The organism is Enterococcus sp. LJL51, assembly GCF_054871795.1.
In genome coordinates, this window is record NZ_JBTXLW010000007.1 from 23,834 (window position 1) to 42,267 (window position 18,434).

Below are 18,434 nucleotides of genomic sequence, written 5' to 3' on the forward strand. Positions count from 1 at the left end.
CTTTTCCTATATATCCAGTTGATCTTCTTTAACTAAGTTAATGATTTCATTGAAGGCCATCTCAGACTCTTCCTTCACATTCTTAATACGGTTGTAGTAGTTTGTATACTCTCGTTCAGCTTTTTCCAGACGTTTCAGAATAACGGCTTTTCGTTGAACTTCCTCATTAATCAATTGCGCACGATGATTCGCTTGATTAATAATTTCTTTTGCCTGACGCTTCGCCTCAAGCAGTACTTCACCGATATCTTCTTTGGAAAGCTGTGTATCATTTGAAAACTCTTGCTGTGCTAAACGGCGCTTGGTTGTATCAAGCTCCTGACGCAGTCTTGAAAGCTCTTCATAAGTAGACGTATCTGTTGTTGCCGGATCGCTAGACATAATAACAATGCGATCCTCTGAAAGCTTATCAATCTCTTCTTGCTTAGCAAGTAATTCTTGTTCATATTGACGTACTTTTTGAGAGAAACGATCAGCCTTCTTACGATTCAAATCAAGCTCATCAGACTGACGGGTATTTTCTCTTGATAATGTATCATAATCCCGCTGCAGCTGTTGAAGCTCAGCAATACGCAGCTCATAATCTTTTGGTACTGCTTGAACTGTTGCCAGTTCATTCTCCAAAGAGCTGTTTTCTTCACGAAGCTCTGCTGTCTCTGCTTCGGCCTTACTTAATGCACGTTGACTTTTACGCAGTTCAGCTTTCAAATCACGAAGTTCATTCTGAAGCTGTTCATTTTCTTCCTGAAGCTCTTCTAACTCTCCATCATCGGCAACGACAGGAGCTGGACGTTTTCTCTTTTTAGGAGCTGGCGCAGCTTTTTCCTTTTTCTTGAACGGGAAGCGTTTTGGTGCTTCATCATAATCATCATCGTCGTCATAATCATCATCGTCATCGTCGTCGTCATAATCATCATCGTCATCGTCGTCGTCATAATCATCATCGTCATCGTCGTCGTCATAATCATCATCGTCATCGTCATCGTCATCATAATCATCGTCATCATCGTAATCGTCATCGTCATCGTCGTCGTAATCGTCGTCATCATAATCATCATCATCGTCGTAATCGTCATCATCATAATCATCGTCGTCGTACTCATCGTACTCGTCGTCATCATAGTATTCATCATCATCGTGTTTTTTTCTTGATTTATTTTTTCCTTTTTTTAAAAAAGAGAACATGTATTCACAGCCTTCCTAGTTTATGTTAAAGATTAATATAAATCTATTTTATCCTATCCTCCTTGTTACTTCAATCTTATCTTCTCATCATTTTTTATGGTTTTATATAAATTATAGAGATAAGACAGCTACTGTCTTTATCTACATATAATATTTTTATCAAACATTTATCCACTTTTTTACGACATATTCCTTTAATATAAGAAAATAAACAGCTTTTATTAGTTCCAGCTTTTTTCGAAATGAAGGTCATCGTCATTTTTGTCTTGAATGATTGTATCAATGTACTCTCGCAGTTCAGGAGCCTGCTCATTTATTGTCTGGTATGCATCAGAATTTCTCAACTTATCCGCAGCCTCATCAGTGATTGAATCTTCACCAGTAAAAAAGGATAGATTGAGTTTGCCGACAAAAGCCGCCGCTTCATCCAGCTTCTTTTCATCTTTAAAACCAGCACCCAACAATGAACGATACGCCATTGCCTCGCCATCTTTTATAAATAAATTTTCCAGATACTCATGATGCTTCAATAAATTTTCATCTTCCTGTTTTGTATCCTGCGCCCAACGGTCTACATCGGTTTCTTTTCTATAATAGCACATCTTCTTATTTTTTAGCGACAGAACACCTACAGGATGAGGTGATAGTGAAAAAGAACCAGTGACTATTTCTGTAATTCCTGTCTCTTTATCTGTTAAAATATCCTGAGCATGAATATGACCGGAAAATACAGCTGGAACTTTATACTTTTTCAATAGCTCTTTGATTTCAGGCGCATTGTTTAAGACATACCCCTTATTCACTCTTTCATTATGAGAAAACAAGTTATGGTGCATAAACACCAATGTTGTTTTAGCAGAACTCTCTCCTTGCTTCAACTGCTCATCCAGCCATGCTTTTGTTTCCTGAGACAGTTTTCCGGCAGTCACCGGATTGCGGTTTGAAGGCTCAATCGTATAAATATTTGTATCTAAAAACACAAAATTATAGGAATCATTTATCTGAACCATATAGCTTAATGACTTTTCGTCATAAGCTGCTGCTCCTTTATAGCCAGTTTCAGCAAAGATTGTTCTGAAATCATCCGGTGAAATCTGCGCCGTTTTTTCCTGCTTATCTTTCGTATATTTCCTAGCCCAGCCATCATAAATATCATGATTCCCTGGAATAATAAAGGTTTGTATACCCGCATCTCTCAGCGGAGAAAGAAGTTTAGCAAAAGCTTCTGCGCTGATTTTCTCTCCATTTAATGTAACATCCCCTGTAACAATCAATCCGTCCGGTTTTTCAGCAAGAGCTTCTGCGATAAGAGCCTGCAGGCTTTCTGTCTGATAAATCAAGTCCTTGCCCGCTGCAGTAGACTGTATAAACTGAAAGGCTTCTCCCTGATCATACAGCTCCTTAGAAATGTAATGAGGATCTGTAATAATCCAAAAGTCCAAGTCCGCTTTTTGAAGTACTTCTTCGCTGCTTTCAAGTGCCTTCGTCTTTGGTTTCTCATTGACTGTACTGGCAAACAGAAAAATTAGCAGTACGCTGACCGCTATGATAACTACAAGGACTGTTTTTTTCTTCATCTTTTCCACCTGCTTTACAATAACTACTACTGTATCCTTACAGTAAATGTGACAGCCATTTTCAAACCAATGGTTTGAAAATGGCTGGGATAATGAACATCCCAGCCACATAAGCTATTCAAATCGAACAGACAGCGGGACAGAAGCAGCTTCTGTCCCGCCTGTTTTTTTAGCTAGCATTCAATTTAAATTGATGTCGTATACGGCGGAGTCAAAACAAGTTCCTGTCCTTCTGTTAGGAAGTACTGATCCAGATTATTCCATTCTTTTAGTGAAAGAATAGAAATGCCTGTTTTTTTGGAGATTTTTGCTAAGGTATCTCCTGATTGTACTTCGTAAACACTGGTGCTCTTCTTCTTAGAGGCAGTCAGGTTGTAAGACTTGTTGCTGTTCTTTTCCTCTCCTTGAATAGAGCGGATTACTCGCTGAACACTACGAATAGAACGGTCAACAATTTCTTCTTTTTGAACAACAGTTGTTTCCTTCTCTACGTCTGTAGTTGGGATAATCAGTTTTTGACCTACAAAAATCATCCGGCGTTCAAATTGATTTCTTTCTAGAATAGCTGAAACAGGGATATTGTATAATTCACTAATTGATTTCAGCGACTCACCTTTTTTAACAACATGATAGAGAATATCCAATTGCTCTTTTTTCTCTTCATCTTTTGTCAAATCAATATCTTTTTTCACTTTATCTGTGACTTTTTTACTTATACTGCTCAATGTTTCTTTCTCAGCATTCAGCTCGTCATATTGATCCAGCTCATAAGCTTTGATTAGACTATTTAGTTTGGATGCATAGCTCGTATCTGTGGCATAACGACCTGTCAGATATTTCGTTGCATCTTGATATCCATCTGTTTTGTTTTTCCATGTACCGCTATAGAAATTCTTATTACCGCTTACTCCATTACTTAATAATTTCATGTAGTCTGTCAGCGACTCTTTATAAGACGGATATTTTCTAAACCCAGCTCGAATACTAATCATCTGACCGCCGCCTGTGTCTTCCTGTGTTAGGAAATTGACACTGGAGCCTTCATAACTTCCCTTGATGCCAAACAGGTTATAGTTTGGCGCAGAAGCTAATGCGCTATTGCCTGAGCCGCTTTCAAGAATTGCTTGTGCAATCATGACTGAAGCATACAAATTATTTTTTCCGGCAATCTCTCTAGCATCTTCACCAATCTCATTAATGAATGCCTGCGTAGTTAAATTTCTAGGAATATAATATACTGCTGTCGAAATGCCGTAATTTGTATTGCTGGTTCCTGAAGTTTGATTATACTGGTATGTCGGTTGTGTAGGTCCAACTACTGTTGAAGAAGTTGTATTTCCACTAATCGAAGAACCCGGACGGCTTCCGCCTGTTGAAACACTCGGCTTATTCGGTTTACTTGTTGAAGTTCCAGGCTTACTTGGTTTGTTCGGTTTACTGGAGCTGGTCGTTGTTCCAGTACTTCCACCTGATGAAGAAGTGGAGGTAGAACTATCTGTAGTAGAACTGGACGAACTGCTGTCGGTTGTACTGCTGTCTTCTGTTGTGGAAGACTCTTCCGTCGAACTGCTGTCCGTTGTGCTGCTGTCTTCGGTACTGCTTTCCTCTGTACTGCTTTCGCTTGTATTTGTTTCAGTCGTTTCTTCTGACGAAGTGCTTTCCTGACTGTCAGAAGACTCAGTTGTCTCAGTTTCTGATTCAACTGTTGAACTTTCTTCAAAATTTTCATATTCAGTTGTTACTTCTGTACTTAGTAAAACTTCTTCAGTTTCAGTCTGATTGGTACTCTCTAAAACTGAATCCTGTGTTTTATTTTGTGCAGAAATAATCGTACTCTCTGTGAAAGCGGAAGCTGTAGAGGCAGTCAAAAGTCCAGCACTAGCAAGACATATTCTTTTTAGACTTTTTTTCCTTTTCATTAACCCATTCTTCCTTTCAGAACATAAACGTTTTTTCTGTATGCAATCAATAATAAACAATATCCCCCAGGACACTCGTTATCATTATACCAGAAAAGAAAAGCATTTTCTTCTCAAAAATTTATCAAATTGCTAAAATTTACAAGACAAACCCACGAAGAAAACGCTTTCTCTAATCTTACTGTCATTAACTTATGTTGAAAAAAGTAAAATCACACGAATTACTGTATAAAGCAAAAGAAATATTCAAAAAAAGCTACTGCCAACCCGGTAAAAATAATGATGGATTACTTAACAAAATTTCACTGGCATAAAAAGCCGTACTTACTCACTCTTGCTTCATTTTTATTTTTTGAATAGTATAGCATATAGCTTCTTTTTGTACATGTTTTCTTTCTCAAGTTATAAAAAAATACTGAGACAGTTTACAAAACCATCTCAGTTCTATTTCAGCTATGTTTAGAAGGCTGGCGTCAGCGTTTCGCCATGCTTCTGCTCCAGAAAATTACGTACTTCATCACTCGTCATTGCTTTTTTTAGTGCGCTGATTTTTTCTGAAGTCTGATTATCTTCACGAGCAACTAGACTAATTGCAAAACGCTCATCAATTGTTTGCTCCAAAAACAGTGCATCCGCCGGCGTTAAGCCAACCTTCGCAATATATGTCGGATAATTATAAACAAGAGCAACATCTTTTTCATTATAAGCTTCAGCCAGATTCAACAAATCCACAGACAGCCATTCAAGATTTTTAGGATTAGTCTCTACATCCTTAATAGTCCCTTCAAAGCCAACGCCCTCTTTCAATGTTATCAGCCCTTGATCAGCAAGAATTGCTAATGCCCGCCCCTCATTAGATATATCGCTAGGCAAAGCCACTTTTGCTCCATTCGGGATATCTTCAGTAGATTGATATTCTTTTGAGTAAAATCCCACTTTAGCATTATAGATTTTTTGAACCGCCACAAGATTTGCCTGCTTCTCGCTATTGAATTTTTCCATAAAGGGTTCATGTTGGGCAAAGTTTGCATCAATTTCCTTTTCCTTTAAAAGCTCATTGTACTGAATATTGTCATTCACTTGAACCAGTTCAAGCTCATAGCCCTCTTTTTTGAGTACATCGCCAGCTATCTCAACCACATCTGTCATTGGCGGCATATGAGAGGCTACTCGAATAGTTTTATCTACAGCAGCTTCATTATCGCTAGCTGTCGTTTTCTTCTGTCCGCAAGCAGCCGTCAGAAAAACTACTGTGCTTAACAGTAAAAATAATTGTATAGACTTTTTCACTTTATACTCCTCCTAATGTCTTTTATCTATTTTTTCAGCAACTCGATTCCCAATTATCTGAATCGAAGCAACAAAAAGAATCATTAAAATAATAGCTGTATACATCAATCCGTATTCATATCGCTGATAACCGTACCTTAATGCGAAATCGCCAATACCACCGCCACCGACAACACCCATCACAGTAGAATAGGAAACCATACTGACAATGACTGAAGTCAGCGTCAGCACAAGTCCAGACCTAGCTTCCACATATAGAAACTGCATAACCAACTGCCTTTTCCCGGCGCCTAACACCTGAGCCAACTCAGAGACTTCTTTTGGAACATCTAGCAAAACTTGCTCAACCAAGCGCGCATAAAGAGCGGCGGAAACAAAAGACAGCGGAAAAGCTGCCGCCCTCGTTCCAAACGCTGTTCCCAACACTCCTCTAGTTATCGGAATTAACGCAATAACCAGTAACAGGAATGGAAATGAGCGGATAATATCGATTAGACGGTTTAATACGACGGAAAGTAAACGAGTGGACGATGCTTGTTTTTTTCGAGACATAAACAGAAATGTTCCCATAGGCAAGCCAATTAAGAGTGCAGATAAAATGGAGTAAAGCAGCATCTCTCCAGTTTCTGCCAATGCTTTAGCCAGTTCTGGTCCATAGTAGCTCAGCTGATTGAAATACTCTGTCAACTTAATACCTCCTTGATTCGTTCATAGTAGGAGGCATACACTGGATTATCCGCTTTTTTGGCAAGAGTTACCGTTTCAAGCAACCGGCCTTTCTCAACAATAGCTGCTCGATTACACAATTGCTGAATTAACTCCAGCTCATGGCTAACCACTATAATAGTTGTTCCCAGCTCATGATTAATCTTTCTCAATAAAGTTCTAACTTCATAGGCGTGTTGTCCATCTAATGCTGATGTAGGTTCGTCACACAAGAGCAAGTTAGGCGCTGTCACTAAAGCTCTGGCAATAGCTGTCCGCTGCTTTTCCCCACCGCTTAATTGTTTTGGATAAACCTCTGCTTTAGAATCAATTTTTACAAAACGCAGAATCTCTTCAACCGCTTGGGAATTGTCCTTCCCAGCTAATTTAAGCGGTAACTCGACGTTTTCCCGAACTGTTCGGTTGTAAAGCAAGTTGAAGTGCTGAAAGACAACCCCTGTCTTACGCAGCCTATTTTTTCGGGCTGATGCTGTCAACTTCTCAAGATCCTCACCATCAACTTCCAATCGTCCACTATCTGGTACCTCCAGTGTACTCAAGAGCTTTAACAGGGTGGATTTACCAGAACCACTCTCACCGATTATGCCAAAAATTTCACCGCTTTCAATCTGCAGATTTATCTCCTGCAGCGCCAGTGTTTTCCCTCCGCGGTGTTCATATATTTTGCTTACGTTATCAAAAACAATCATCCAGTCTCTCCTTTTATCAGTCCAGCAGCAGTCGAATAAAGGTTTCCTTCGATATACCAGAGAAGTATTCCTCCATAGAAATATTCGCCAGCACCCTTTCAATGGACTTGTCATCGTAGTCGGCTCCTGTTAATAGAGCCTCTACATCTCTACTGTCTTTCTGACTAAAATAATCACCATAAATTCGTATGGATTTAATTTTTCCTTTATCGATAGACAACCGAATATCAAGCAGACCACTTGGAAACTTTTTTTCTTTTTGTAGAGAAAACTCTGGTGCTTCTCCATAAATCCATTGATCATTTCCATAAACTTTCTCAACTAGCTTATTGATTTCCTGATAATCAAAAGCTGTCAGCTCATATTTTCTATCCTGAATGTCTCCCAACTCTGCTGCAGAAAATAGCTGTAGAGTCAGTTGATCACGAAAAGCTTCTGTTGTGATTTTCTGGTATTTTTTATTTAGATAAGGCTTAATATTTGTCACATGACTTCTAACTGATTTTGTTCCTTTTGACTCTAGTTTTTTCTCCGACACCTGAAGAACTGTCTCCATTTCCTGCAGATTCACATCAAACATCAACGTACCATGCATGTACATCTTAGTCCCTTTTTTATACATAGCGTTACCTGAAAACTTTTTATCATCAATGAACAGATCATTTCTGCCATTCATTGCTGCTGTAGCTGCGCCCATCCTGTGAAGGGCGTCTATTATCGGTTGTGTAAAATGCTTAAAATCACCAAAATTATTGCCGGCCGCATTCATGATAAAGCTAAAGCTGACATTGCCTAAATCATCATAAACTGCACCGCCCCCAGACTGTCTACGTGTAACTGTGATATTTTTCTCTCTAGCGTAGGTTCGGTTTATCTCAGCGAAGGCATTCTGATTTCGTCCAATAATCACACAAGGGCTTTGTATATAAAAGAGTACTAAAGGTTCATCGAAAGACAATCTATTTAAAATATATTGTTCTGCTGCAAGATTTTCTCTTATATCTTTCGAATCTAAATGAATATAGTACATCAGAACCACACCCTTCCAATCTGTATTTATACATTTATTTAAAATAACAATTTGATAATAACACAAAAACAACTATTATCACACTATATATGCTTGAATAAAACAAACGTATTTTAATTAAACTCATTTTTATATAACAGAATAAAAAATATGATACAGCTGTTTTTCTGTATCATCATTTTCTCAATTAATCATAAAAAAGATTGGAGCAATCGTCAAAATGACGCTGCACCAATCTCTAAATCTCGAATAAAAGATAGTTCATATTCATTTTTTATAGCAAAATCCAACAGGTCAGTTCCACTTGTATGAAAGATTTTAGCGGAATAATCGGCATACGAAACTAAAACTGAATTTTGAAAAGTTCAATACTCAATTCTTAGACCAACCACCGCTTTCACTTAAGTAAAAATACACATCGGAAAGACCGCTTTCGTTTAGTGCTCAATCTTACGTAACTGAAAAAAAGTTAAGCATTCTGAAATTCCCATAAAAATAAGAATTCCGCCAAACAATTGAAAAAGAAATAAAACACTTCGGAACGGATTGAATATCAGCAGACCTCCGCCAATTATCAGCACAATCCCATAAAAAGACAGCAGACCCCAGTTAACAGTTGTATATTTTCTCAGATTGAAGGACTGAATTAAACGAGCACTCCCCACTGTTACAACCAGCAGACCTAGGAATATTGGTAAAATACTAACAATAGCTTTTGAAAACACTAAAACAATGCCCGCCAATACCAGCAGGAGAATTCCCAGAACAAAGCTGCTGTCGTAAATACCTTCTTTCTGCCTAACTCTAATTCCTTCTATCAAATCCAGCAGGCCCATAAATGCCAGGTAACCCGAAATTACATAAACCGTGATGTTAAATACGCCAGATGGGTTAACAACCACAGCTATTCCTAGAAGAACATAGATAATCCCTCTAAGCAGTGCATGCTTTTTCAAATGATAAATCAGTGTATCCATCTCCACCGCCTCCTATTTCTCTATTGTATAAACTTTTCTTATCGAAAACTACTATTTAGAATCATATCCCGCAACTTCTATCAAATTTCTCATTTTCTGCGTATTTATTTTCGATTAATCGACTTCAAAAAAACTGAACAAACCCGTGAAGCGAGATATTGGCTAAATTCCTTTTTCAATATCCGTTGTTATGATTGCCTTTATAACCATAAATAGCTAGTAATTTCTTTACTCCTAAAAAAGACGAGAGTGTGACATAACTCAATGAGTCATGTCACACTCTCGCCTATCTAATCTATTTGATAGCAATCATTTATTATTTAATTGATTAGTACCAGCCGTTAGCTAACCAGAAAGCTTGTGCCGCTTCCCATGAACCATAGCGTTGTGTTACGTATTGATCTGCTACGCGTTCTTGATTCGCTTCTGAATAATCCCCATTTAGGTATGAAGCATCTAATTGATATCTACCGATATATCTGCCGTTTGTTGCTGAGTAAGAACCGCTTGATTCTTTTTGTGCAATCCATTCTTTGGCAGATGAAGATGTACCAGTATAGCTAGATTCTGCTGCCGCAGGTGCTGCTTCAGTTACTGGAGCTGCCTGAACGGTTTCAGCTTGAACTGCTGGAGCTGCTTCAATCTTTTCTCCATCATCAGTTTTAATAATCAGTTGTTGACCAGTATAAATCATATTGATATTTTCAATGTTATTGTCTTCAGCAATTTTTTGGATTAAAGAGCTGTCGCCAAACACTTGCTGTGAAATTTTTGAAAGGCTGTCTCCTGTTTGAACAGTATATATAGTGTCTGCATGCACGTCTGTAGTTCCTGCAAAAATTCCAAATGTTGCTACCGCAATTGTTCCTAGTAGAATTGTTTTAATAGATTTCATTATCTATTCTCCTTCATAAAAAGTTTTCATCTCTCGTATGAGACTTTTCATACTTTATCATCCCAGCGTATTTCATAGGTAAAAGTATAGTGACAATTCATTACGAGTATTGATTTTTCGTAACACTCTGTAAAAAAAATCGATAAAGAACTTGATATAAAAGGATTTATTATTTAATTTATATTTATAAAAAACCGTCTTTTTTTATAAAAAAGGAAGAAAATTTGTATTTGTTTATTTTATTCTCATCGTTTTCTCCTTTTATTTCGGTCTTTTTTTCAAAAAAAGAGCTTTTTATATCAAAACTGTAATGTGAAAAATCAATGACTACACTGCTTTTATGACATTTTCAGATAATTTCTTTGATTATTTCATACAAAATATTCATATATTTCTTCATCTATTCTCTAAACAACTAAAAAAACACCGTCAGAAATCATTATCCTTCTGACGGTTCAGCCTCAAACAAAGATACTTTCATGCAGATTCTGTAAATATTCTATTTGAGAAATATACATTAACCCATAATGGTAATAAAAAAATAGGAAGTCGAGACAAACACTCAATACTCCAAGTTTCACTCCAGTTAGATATCTTCCAAGTAACTATTCTTTTGTTAATTGACGAATCGCCCCTTGTATTTCATGTAATACCTCTTCTTCTGTTTCAACTTGCAGAAGCTCAGTCAATATTTTCAACCATTTTTCCGGTTCACGATTGCCTAATTTACCAATCGTCCAGGCCGCAGTACCTCGAATCACTGGTCGAATATCTTGTGTACATTCTAAAATTTGTGGTAGTGCTTCTCTACCGCCCAAATTAGCTAGAGCAATCAGTGCATTCCGCTGCAGCGGCTTTTTCCCGCGCCATGATCCAGCGAGATGGCCAAATTGTTCTTTGAATTCCTTATTGGTCATGCTAAGCATCGGTTCCAGTTTTGGATAAACACTATCTATCTCCGGTTCCATTTCTTCATGAAAATGAAAATCTTTTCCTCTATTATAAGGACAGACTAATTGGCAAATGTCACAGCCGTAAATCACATTATGCATCTTCTTTCGATATTCTTCCGGCATCATACCTTTGGTTTGAGTCTGATAAGACAGACAGCGCGGTGCATTCATTCGTCCATCACCCAATAAAGCCTGCGTTGGACAAGCAGTCACACAGCGCGTACATTCGCCACAGCCAAAAGGAACAGGCTGATCCACTTCAAAAGAAATATTCGTTACAATCTCGCCCAAATAAACAAAAGAACCAAACTCTTCTGTAATCAGCAGACCATTCCTGCCAATAAAGCCCAACCCTGCACGCTGTGCCGCCGCAACATCAATCAGCTCCCCAGTGTCCACCTGAGGCTTAAAACGCCAGCTTTCTTTTTCCTCTATCGTTTCCGCCTGCTCACGAATAAAATCAATCAACCCATTTAAACGCTCACGTAAAATATCGTGATAATCCATTCCCCACGAAGCTCTAGCAAATTGTCCTCGTTTTTCATCTCGCGGAACCTTTCCCTTGGCCTTAGTCGGATAGGCTAGCGCAATCGCTATAATTGTCTGTGGATGCTCAAATGTTCGTTCCGGGTAAATCCGTTCTTCAATAATCGGATGTTCAAATCCTGATGTATAGCCTCGTTCCTTTTGCTCCTGTAAAGAAGCTTCTAAATGATCAAAAGGAGCTGCTGACGCAAAGCCAATCTTATCAATCCCAAGACGTTTACTCTCTTCAATGATTTTACTTTTCAAGTCAGTCATCCTATTTCGCCTCCGTTCGATTTTAACCAGCTAGAACTATATCCGCAGCTGCTTACGATTATTATAATACTCCTTGTAGGATAGATAGCCAGCAATAATTGCTCCAATACTCGTCGTGGAAAGAAGCATAAATGTAACCATTATCTGATACTTAATCGCATGAACGGGATCAACTCCGGCAAAAATCAGCCCTGACATCATTCCCGGCAGACTGACTAGCCCCACTGTTTTTGCAGAGTCCACCGTAGGCTGCATCGCCACCTTGATGCTTTCTCTTAGAATGTTTTTTGAAGCTAAAGAAACATCGGCTCCCAGAGAAAGCTTTTCCAAGACCTGCTGCCGCTGATTATAAAACAATGTATGCATATGCTTGTAGCAAAGACCAATTGCTATCATCGAATTGCTGGCAATCATTCCTGAAATCGGTACAAGCTGTGAAGGAATAATTTTTATTGCTCCTGCAAAAATCAATGTCCCAAGCGTAATCGAGGTGCTTAGAAAAATAGCTGCAAAGGAATACAGGAACGCATGCTGCAGCGAAGGATTACGCTGCTTTGTGTTCCAAGCAGCATTAAAAATAATTACCAGTACCATCACCAGTGTCAAAATGAGGATATCTGTTTGAAAAATATATTTCAATACATAGCCTACAACAATCAGCTGAACAACCGCACGGCAAACACTATAGATAATGTCTTTGCCCAGTCCCAGCTTCTGATTCAGACTAATCCCCAAAGCAATCCCCACAAGCAGCAAAGACCAGCCTAAAGACTGTCCAGTAACCGCTAAATCATTCATCCAGCTTCCCTCCTGTTATCTGTATAATTTTGGCTGATTGCGCCAGCTCTTCACTATCATGAGTTACCCGGATAATCGTTGCCCCCTGATGATGGACCTGCTGAATCAGCTGATTGACAATCTTTTTACTTTCCTCATCCAGCCCCACAGTAACTTCATCCAAAAGCAGCACTTCAGGTATAAATAAAATGTTGCGCAGCAACGCAATGCGCTGTCTTTCTCCTCCAGATAGCTCACTTATTTTTTTCTCCAGAAATGCTTCATCTAAATAAACCTGAGCCAGCTTTTCTCTAATTCTTTTCTGATTAACGGGCACTTCTCTTACCTCAAATGGAAATACAAGATTGTCATAAACTGTCTCTCCAAATAATACCGGCTGCTGGAATGCATAAGAAACCTCTCGTCGGTAAGCAACTGGATCGAGCTCAGACAAATCCGTACCCTTATAATAAATCTTTCCGTCTGATGGCGATAACAGTGAAGCAAGCAACTTCAAAAAGGTACTTTTCCCGCCCCCAGAAGGTCCTGTCAGTGTTAAAAAATCACCTGTCTCAACTGCTAAATCAACCCCTTTTATAATTGCTTCTTTCTCCGTCCGATAAACGACACTCTTTGCTAACAAAATATCTTTCGTCATCATCGCTGCTCCTTCCAACTACTTCTATTCAAGGGTACCTGATTCTGCTGATCATTTCAAAATAAAGATAAAAACTGCTTCAAAAACCAAATAAAATACTGGTTTTTGAAACAGCTTCATTATCCATTCACTTTATGGACGTTCATTTGTCCGCATCGACCGCTTCAGCATCCATTCTACAATCGGACCTGTAGTCAGCAGACAGACAAAGGTTGCAATGTGGAAACTTGTGCTTCCCAGCAATAAGCCACTTACTACAAGCACAGCATCAATTGCAATTCTAATTAGCTTCAAACTTCCTTTGGTTCGGCTTTCAATCATAAATGACAAACATTCTATTGCGGCGGCGCCCATCTGAGCAGATACATACAAGCCGATGCCCACAGCGTAGCAAATAGCTGCTACTAATCCCCAGAGGAGCGGTATGCCCATCTCCCAATCAGCTAAGAGACCAGAAAAGAAGTTGACCATCAGTCCTAAACAAACCCCATTTATAATTGTCCCTGCGCCGATTAACTCACGTTGCATAAAAAAAGCAATCACAATCATCAGGACGTTAAATGACATACTCAGATAACCAAACTCCCAAGGTATGTATTTTTGAATCCCCGTTAAAAAAACACTTAGTACATCTACACCATAGCCCGCTTTCAATAATACTGAGATGGATAGTGCAGTCAATGCCGTTCCAGCAAAGACAGACAGTATCCGATAGACGGGTTTTCTTTTAATCATATTTTTCCACATTCCTTATTTTTTTAAAGATTCTTTGGCCGCTGATAGCAATAACCTAATAAAAAGAAGTTTGCAGCTATAAATCAGTATTTTTTACCTTTATTCAACAGCGCCTCTTTCCATAATAGTGTTTCTTCTAATTCTTGTCAACTTTCTTGGTAGCGCTTTCTTTTTTATGGTGTAATAATTTAGTCATTTCAAAGTGACTAACTTGAAAAAGAACGGCACTTTAGCATTTACTCTTTAATCTACTATTTTTAGTAAGCAGTCATGTAAATAATAGCCGCAGCTGTCAGCCAGTTCTTCACAAACATTCTGAACTATTGACATTTTTTATTAGATATCGTAGACTAGTTACTACTTGAATGACAACTGAATAGTACCTCAAATCGAGGTAGAGGTCGCGGTTTTTATTAATCTTGTGGAGTGTGAAAGGACACGTTGAAGCAAGCCTAGGAACAACCGCCGAAATGTACAGCAGCCTTCTCTGTTGTATGTTGGGACACTATGCGAACAGCTGGTGGACTGTCTTGGCAGTAATGCCAAGTTGCGCTATGTTCTGTTGAGGAGACGACTGTTATCAACAACCAACATGCGTATGGTTGTTTTTTTGTATTTATAGTAAAGAAAGGAAGAATTAGTATTATGAATAAAAAAAGTATTTCCTTTGGTTTTCTGTTTACACTTTTATTAGGTCTGTTCTTCACGCCGCTGACTGTCAAAGCAGAAAGCAGTACAGCAAATGGTGAGTTCAGAGTCGGAATGGAAGCCGGCTACGCTCCTTTCAATTGGACGCAGACAACAGATGCCAACGGTGCTGTAGCAATTCCTAGCGACCACTCCTACGCAGGAGGCTATGATGTCCAGATTGCTAAGAAAGTAGCTGAAGGACTGAACAAACGACTAGTGATTGTCAAAACAAAATGGGACGGTCTGGCTCCAGCACTACAATCTGGAAAAATTGATGCTGTAATCGCCGGCATGTCGCCAACACCAGAACGTAAAAAGGAAATCGATTTTTCTGATCCTTACTATGAATCTAATCTTGTTATCGTTACTCGTAAAGACAGCAAGTATGCAAATGCAAAAAGTCTAGCTGATTTCAGTGGTGCTAAGGTTACTGCTCAGCTGAATACCTTCCATTATACTGTCATTGATCAAATTCCTGATGTCCAGAAGCAGCAGGCACAAGCGGACTTTGGTGCTATGCGGACAGCCTTAGCTTCTGGTGTCATTGACGGCTATGTTAGTGAACGGCCGGAAGGCGTTACTGCTGAAAGTGTGAATCCGGATATCAAGATGGTGGAATTTTCAGAAGGAAATGGGTTTAATACTGACCCTGCTGATACTACAATCGCTATCGGACTTCGTAAAGGAGATCCTAATCGTGAAAAAATCAATGCTATTTTAGCAGATATTTCTCCTGAGGAACGAACAAAGATTATGGATGATGCCATCGTAGACCAGCCGGCTGCTGAAGGCTCAACGGATGAAGAACAAACTAAGCCTGGTCTGATTAGTGATTTTAAAAATATTATTAGTCAATATGGTACGCTTTTCCTGCGCGGTACTGGAACAACATTGCTGTTGGCTTCTATCGGTACAATTGTTGGTACGCTAATCGGTCTTTTGATAGGCGTTATCCGGACAATCCCTACAGCTGAGAAGAAGGGCAAACGTGCATTCCAGAAAATCTTTAACTGGCTCTTATCCGCATATATTGAAATTTTCAGAAGTACGCCGATGATGGTTCAGGCAATGGTTATCTACTATGGGATTGCTTTGGCTTTCGGTATTGATTTAAATCGTACTGTTGCCGCTTTGTTTATTGTCTCAATTAATACAGGTGCTTATATGTCTGAAATTGTCCGCGGCGGGATTTTCTCCGTTGATAAAGGGCAGTTTGAAGCAGCGCAGGCCATTGGTATGACTCATGGACAAACGATGACAAAGATTGTTTTACCACAGGTTATTAGGAATATTATGCCGGCAACGGGGAACGAATTTGTAATCAACATTAAAGATACTTCTGTTCTGAGTGTTATTTCTGTTTCTGATCTGTTCTTCCAGGCTAATTCTGCGGCTGGAACAAACTATCAGTTCTTCCAAACCTTCTCCATCGTCTGTGTGATTTACTTTGTTTTAACTTTTACAGTAACACGGATTTTACGCTGGTTGGAAAACCGCATCGACGGACCTTCAGCATACATTCCTGTTGAAGAAGCAGAACAATCTGTAGCAATAGGCGAAGATAAATAAGGAGGCCCTATGATGAATGCAATTATTGAAGTTGAACATTTAAAGAAGAACTTTGGTGAAAATGAAGTCTTAAAAGATATCAACCTAACTGTAGAAAAAGGCGAAGTTGTGACGATTATCGGGTCCTCCGGCTCTGGAAAATCAACAATGCTCCGCTGCATTAATTTACTGGAAAAACCAACAGACGGTAAAATTATTTATAAAGGAGAAAATGTTTTAGCTCCTGGCTATGATTTGCCAAAATACAGAACCCATCTAGGGATGGTTTTCCAACAGTTTAATTTGTTTAACAACTTAAACGTTTTAGATAACTGTACAACTGGTCAGCTTACTGTTTTAAAACGCAACAAAAGCGAAGCTGAAGCAATCGCTATGGAAAACCTGGAAAAGGTTGGCATGGCACGCTTTGTAACAGCTAAACCAGCTCAGCTTTCCGGAGGTCAGAAACAGCGGGTAGCCATTGCCCGGGCACTATCCATGAATCCTGATGTTCTTTTATTTGATGAACCAACCTCTGCGCTTGACCCTGAAATGGTAGGAGAAGTGCTAAAAACGATGAAGAATTTGGCCCATACTGGGCTGACAATGATGATCGTTACGCATGAAATGGAGTTTGCGCGAGAAGTATCAGACCGCGTCATTTTCATGGATAAAGGCGTTATCGCAGAGGAAGGAAGCGCAGAAGATATTTTTGTCCATCCGAAAGAAGTGCGGACAAAAGAATTCCTGCAGCGTATTCTATCAAAAGAATGAATATAAACAAAATGCAAGAGGCTGCTCACGGGAGAGTAGTCTCTTGCATTTTATTTATAGCTGCCGCTGTTTGTTCGACTGCTCTATCCAGCATATCCTGATATTTCTCGTCTGTTTCAAGATACAGGAGCTGGTATTGTTTACACTTTCGTTTAGTCTCTGCATGCTCAGCGATGATTTCCTGAACGGGGCGGTCTTCAGCAAATTTTCGCCGTTCAATTGTCGACCGATAAGCAAGTATTCCATCTTCAAAATGGTTCCTAATGTACCCTTCTGAGAACCCTAGATAGACAGGCACGATTTCGCGATGAGCAGCTGCCAGCTCATGTACCTTGTCCTGAGGTAAATAGCAGCCTTCAATAATCAAATGCTGTTCATTTTCAATCGCTACTTCAATGATTTTTTTTAATACTGGCCAAAGCTTTTCATTGATTATTTCATCTGAGCTGAACGGTGTAAACCCACATTCTGGGTAGCCGCCAATTAAGCCCATTTTTAAATGATCAATGGATAAATAAGGAATGTGGTAAATCTCTAGTAATTTTTGCGCCAGTACTGTTTTTCCGCTGCAGCTGGCTCCGCCAATCAAAATAATCACTTGATGCCCGCCTTTCCTAATAAAGTCTAATGCTCAGTTTTTTTATACTCTCTTACAGCTATACCTTTATAAGTATCAATAAAAGCTTTCATCTCAGAGAATGATTCTGTAATTAAAATATTTTCCCGGTCTGCTGGAGAGAGGAAGCCTTCGGTCACCATATGATTAAAAAAGCTACCCAGCAAATCATAATAGCCCTGACTATTCCATAAGATACATGGATTTCCATGTTCTCCAACACGTGCCCATGATATAACCTCAGAAATTTCTTCCAGAGTTCCTGGACCACCCGGCAATGCAATGTAGCAGTCTGCCAAATCCATCATCTTCTTTTTCCGTTCATGCATGTTGCTGACAGTGATTAACTCTGATAAAGCAGGATGAGCAATTTCCCGTTCGATCAGGAAGTTGGGCATTACGCCGATTACTTCGCCACCCTTCGCTAAAACTGTATCAGCGATACGTTTCATTAATCCCACATTGCCTCCGCCATAAACTAATCCATAGCCCTTATCCACCAGCCAGTTGCCTAATTCAATGGCTTGTTGTTTATATACTAGACTATTTCCTTCACTTGCACCGCAATATACTGCTGCTCTTTTCATTTGCCAG

17 protein-coding genes and 1 riboswitch are annotated in these 18,434 nt (G+C 39.2%); of the genes, 2 read left to right on the top strand and 15 right to left on the bottom strand.

Translation table 11 applies throughout. The features are described from left to right. Window positions 1-6: 6 nt before the first annotated feature. The 13 genes from ACYSNQ_RS08620 to ACYSNQ_RS08680 all read right to left on the bottom strand — a co-directional run bounded on the left by ACYSNQ_RS08620 (window position 7) and on the right by ACYSNQ_RS08680 (window position 14,212). On the bottom strand, window positions 7-1,185 hold the full coding sequence (locus tag ACYSNQ_RS08620) for a hypothetical protein (protein WP_426082530.1): 1,179 nt from the start codon (window positions 1,183-1,185) through the stop codon (window positions 7-9). 221 nt (window positions 1,186-1,406) lie between these two features. After that, window positions 1,407-2,762 (bottom strand): metallophosphoesterase, encoded by a 1,356-nt coding sequence (locus ACYSNQ_RS08625; protein ID WP_426082531.1) that lies wholly within the window; start codon window positions 2,760-2,762, stop codon window positions 1,407-1,409. A gap of 185 nt (window positions 2,763-2,947) precedes the next feature. Further along, window positions 2,948-4,681, bottom strand: a complete 1,734-nt coding sequence (locus ACYSNQ_RS08630; protein ID WP_426082532.1) for a glucosaminidase domain-containing protein — start codon at window positions 4,679-4,681, stop codon at window positions 2,948-2,950. 459 nt (window positions 4,682-5,140) lie between these two features. Further along, the gene (locus tag ACYSNQ_RS08635) at window positions 5,141-5,971 is read right to left on the bottom strand and encodes a MetQ/NlpA family ABC transporter substrate-binding protein (RefSeq protein ID WP_426082533.1); all 831 of its coding nucleotides are present in this window, start codon (window positions 5,969-5,971) and stop codon (window positions 5,141-5,143) included. Window positions 5,972-5,983: 12 nt separating this feature from the next. Next, a complete protein-coding gene (locus ACYSNQ_RS08640) occupies window positions 5,984-6,658 on the bottom strand; it encodes a methionine ABC transporter permease (protein WP_426082535.1) in 675 nt (224 codons plus the stop codon). After that, window positions 6,655-7,386: an ATP-binding cassette domain-containing protein gene (locus ACYSNQ_RS08645; protein ID WP_426082536.1), complete on the bottom strand. Its 732-nt coding sequence runs from the start codon at window positions 7,384-7,386 to the stop codon at window positions 6,655-6,657. Before ACYSNQ_RS08645 ends, ACYSNQ_RS08640 begins: the two co-directional genes overlap by 4 nt. Window positions 7,387-7,402: 16 nt before the next feature. Further along, on the bottom strand, window positions 7,403-8,416 hold the full coding sequence (locus tag ACYSNQ_RS08650) for a lipoate--protein ligase (RefSeq protein ID WP_426082537.1): 1,014 nt from the start codon (window positions 8,414-8,416) through the stop codon (window positions 7,403-7,405). A 437-nt stretch (window positions 8,417-8,853) separates the two neighbouring features. Next, a complete protein-coding gene (locus ACYSNQ_RS08655; protein ID WP_426082538.1) occupies window positions 8,854-9,393 on the bottom strand; it encodes an HdeD family acid-resistance protein in 540 nt (179 codons plus the stop codon). 328 nt (window positions 9,394-9,721) lie between these two features. After that, a complete protein-coding gene (gene apf / locus ACYSNQ_RS08660; protein WP_426082539.1) occupies window positions 9,722-10,288 on the bottom strand; it encodes an aggregation-promoting factor in 567 nt (188 codons plus the stop codon). 605 nt (window positions 10,289-10,893) lie between these two features. After that, the gene (queG, locus tag ACYSNQ_RS08665) at window positions 10,894-12,042 is read right to left on the bottom strand and encodes a tRNA epoxyqueuosine(34) reductase QueG (RefSeq protein ID WP_426082540.1); all 1,149 of its coding nucleotides are present in this window, start codon (window positions 12,040-12,042) and stop codon (window positions 10,894-10,896) included. Window positions 12,043-12,078: 36 nt separating this feature from the next. Next, entirely contained in the window at window positions 12,079-12,840 is a 762-nt protein-coding gene (locus ACYSNQ_RS08670; RefSeq protein WP_426082541.1) for an ABC transporter permease, read from the bottom strand. Further along, a complete protein-coding gene (locus ACYSNQ_RS08675; protein WP_426082542.1) occupies window positions 12,833-13,477 on the bottom strand; it encodes an ABC transporter ATP-binding protein in 645 nt (214 codons plus the stop codon). The genes ACYSNQ_RS08670 and ACYSNQ_RS08675 overlap by 8 nt, the downstream gene beginning before the upstream one ends. Before the next feature lie 132 nt (window positions 13,478-13,609). Then, window positions 13,610-14,212 carry a YczE/YyaS/YitT family protein gene (locus ACYSNQ_RS08680; protein WP_426082543.1) on the bottom strand — a complete coding sequence of 201 codons (603 nt, stop codon included), beginning with the start codon at window positions 14,210-14,212 and terminating at the stop codon, window positions 13,610-13,612. A 387-nt stretch (window positions 14,213-14,599) separates the two neighbouring features. Continuing rightward, window positions 14,600-14,775: riboswitch (Lysine riboswitch) on the top strand. Window positions 14,776-14,857: 82 nt separating this feature from the next. Here ACYSNQ_RS08680 and ACYSNQ_RS08685 point away from each other — a divergent pair. Both ACYSNQ_RS08685 and ACYSNQ_RS08690 read left to right on the top strand, forming a co-directional pair. After that, window positions 14,858-16,471 (top strand): ABC transporter permease subunit, encoded by a 1,614-nt coding sequence (locus ACYSNQ_RS08685; protein ID WP_426082544.1) that lies wholly within the window; start codon window positions 14,858-14,860, stop codon window positions 16,469-16,471. A 12-nt stretch (window positions 16,472-16,483) separates the two neighbouring features. Next, complete coding sequence (locus ACYSNQ_RS08690; RefSeq protein ID WP_426082545.1) at window positions 16,484-17,224, top strand: amino acid ABC transporter ATP-binding protein; 741 nt, start codon at window positions 16,484-16,486, stop codon at window positions 17,222-17,224. 25 nt (window positions 17,225-17,249) lie between these two features. Here ACYSNQ_RS08690 and ACYSNQ_RS08695 read toward each other — a convergent pair whose 3' ends face one another. Together ACYSNQ_RS08695 and ACYSNQ_RS08700 are read right to left on the bottom strand one after the other, a co-directional pair. Next, entirely contained in the window at window positions 17,250-17,822 is a 573-nt protein-coding gene (locus ACYSNQ_RS08695; RefSeq protein WP_426082547.1) for an adenylate kinase, read from the bottom strand. Window positions 17,823-17,848: 26 nt separating this feature from the next. Then, window positions 17,849-18,427 carry an LOG family protein gene (locus ACYSNQ_RS08700; RefSeq protein WP_426082548.1) on the bottom strand — a complete coding sequence of 193 codons (579 nt, stop codon included), beginning with the start codon at window positions 18,425-18,427 and terminating at the stop codon, window positions 17,849-17,851. Window positions 18,428-18,434 lie beyond the last annotated feature (7 nt).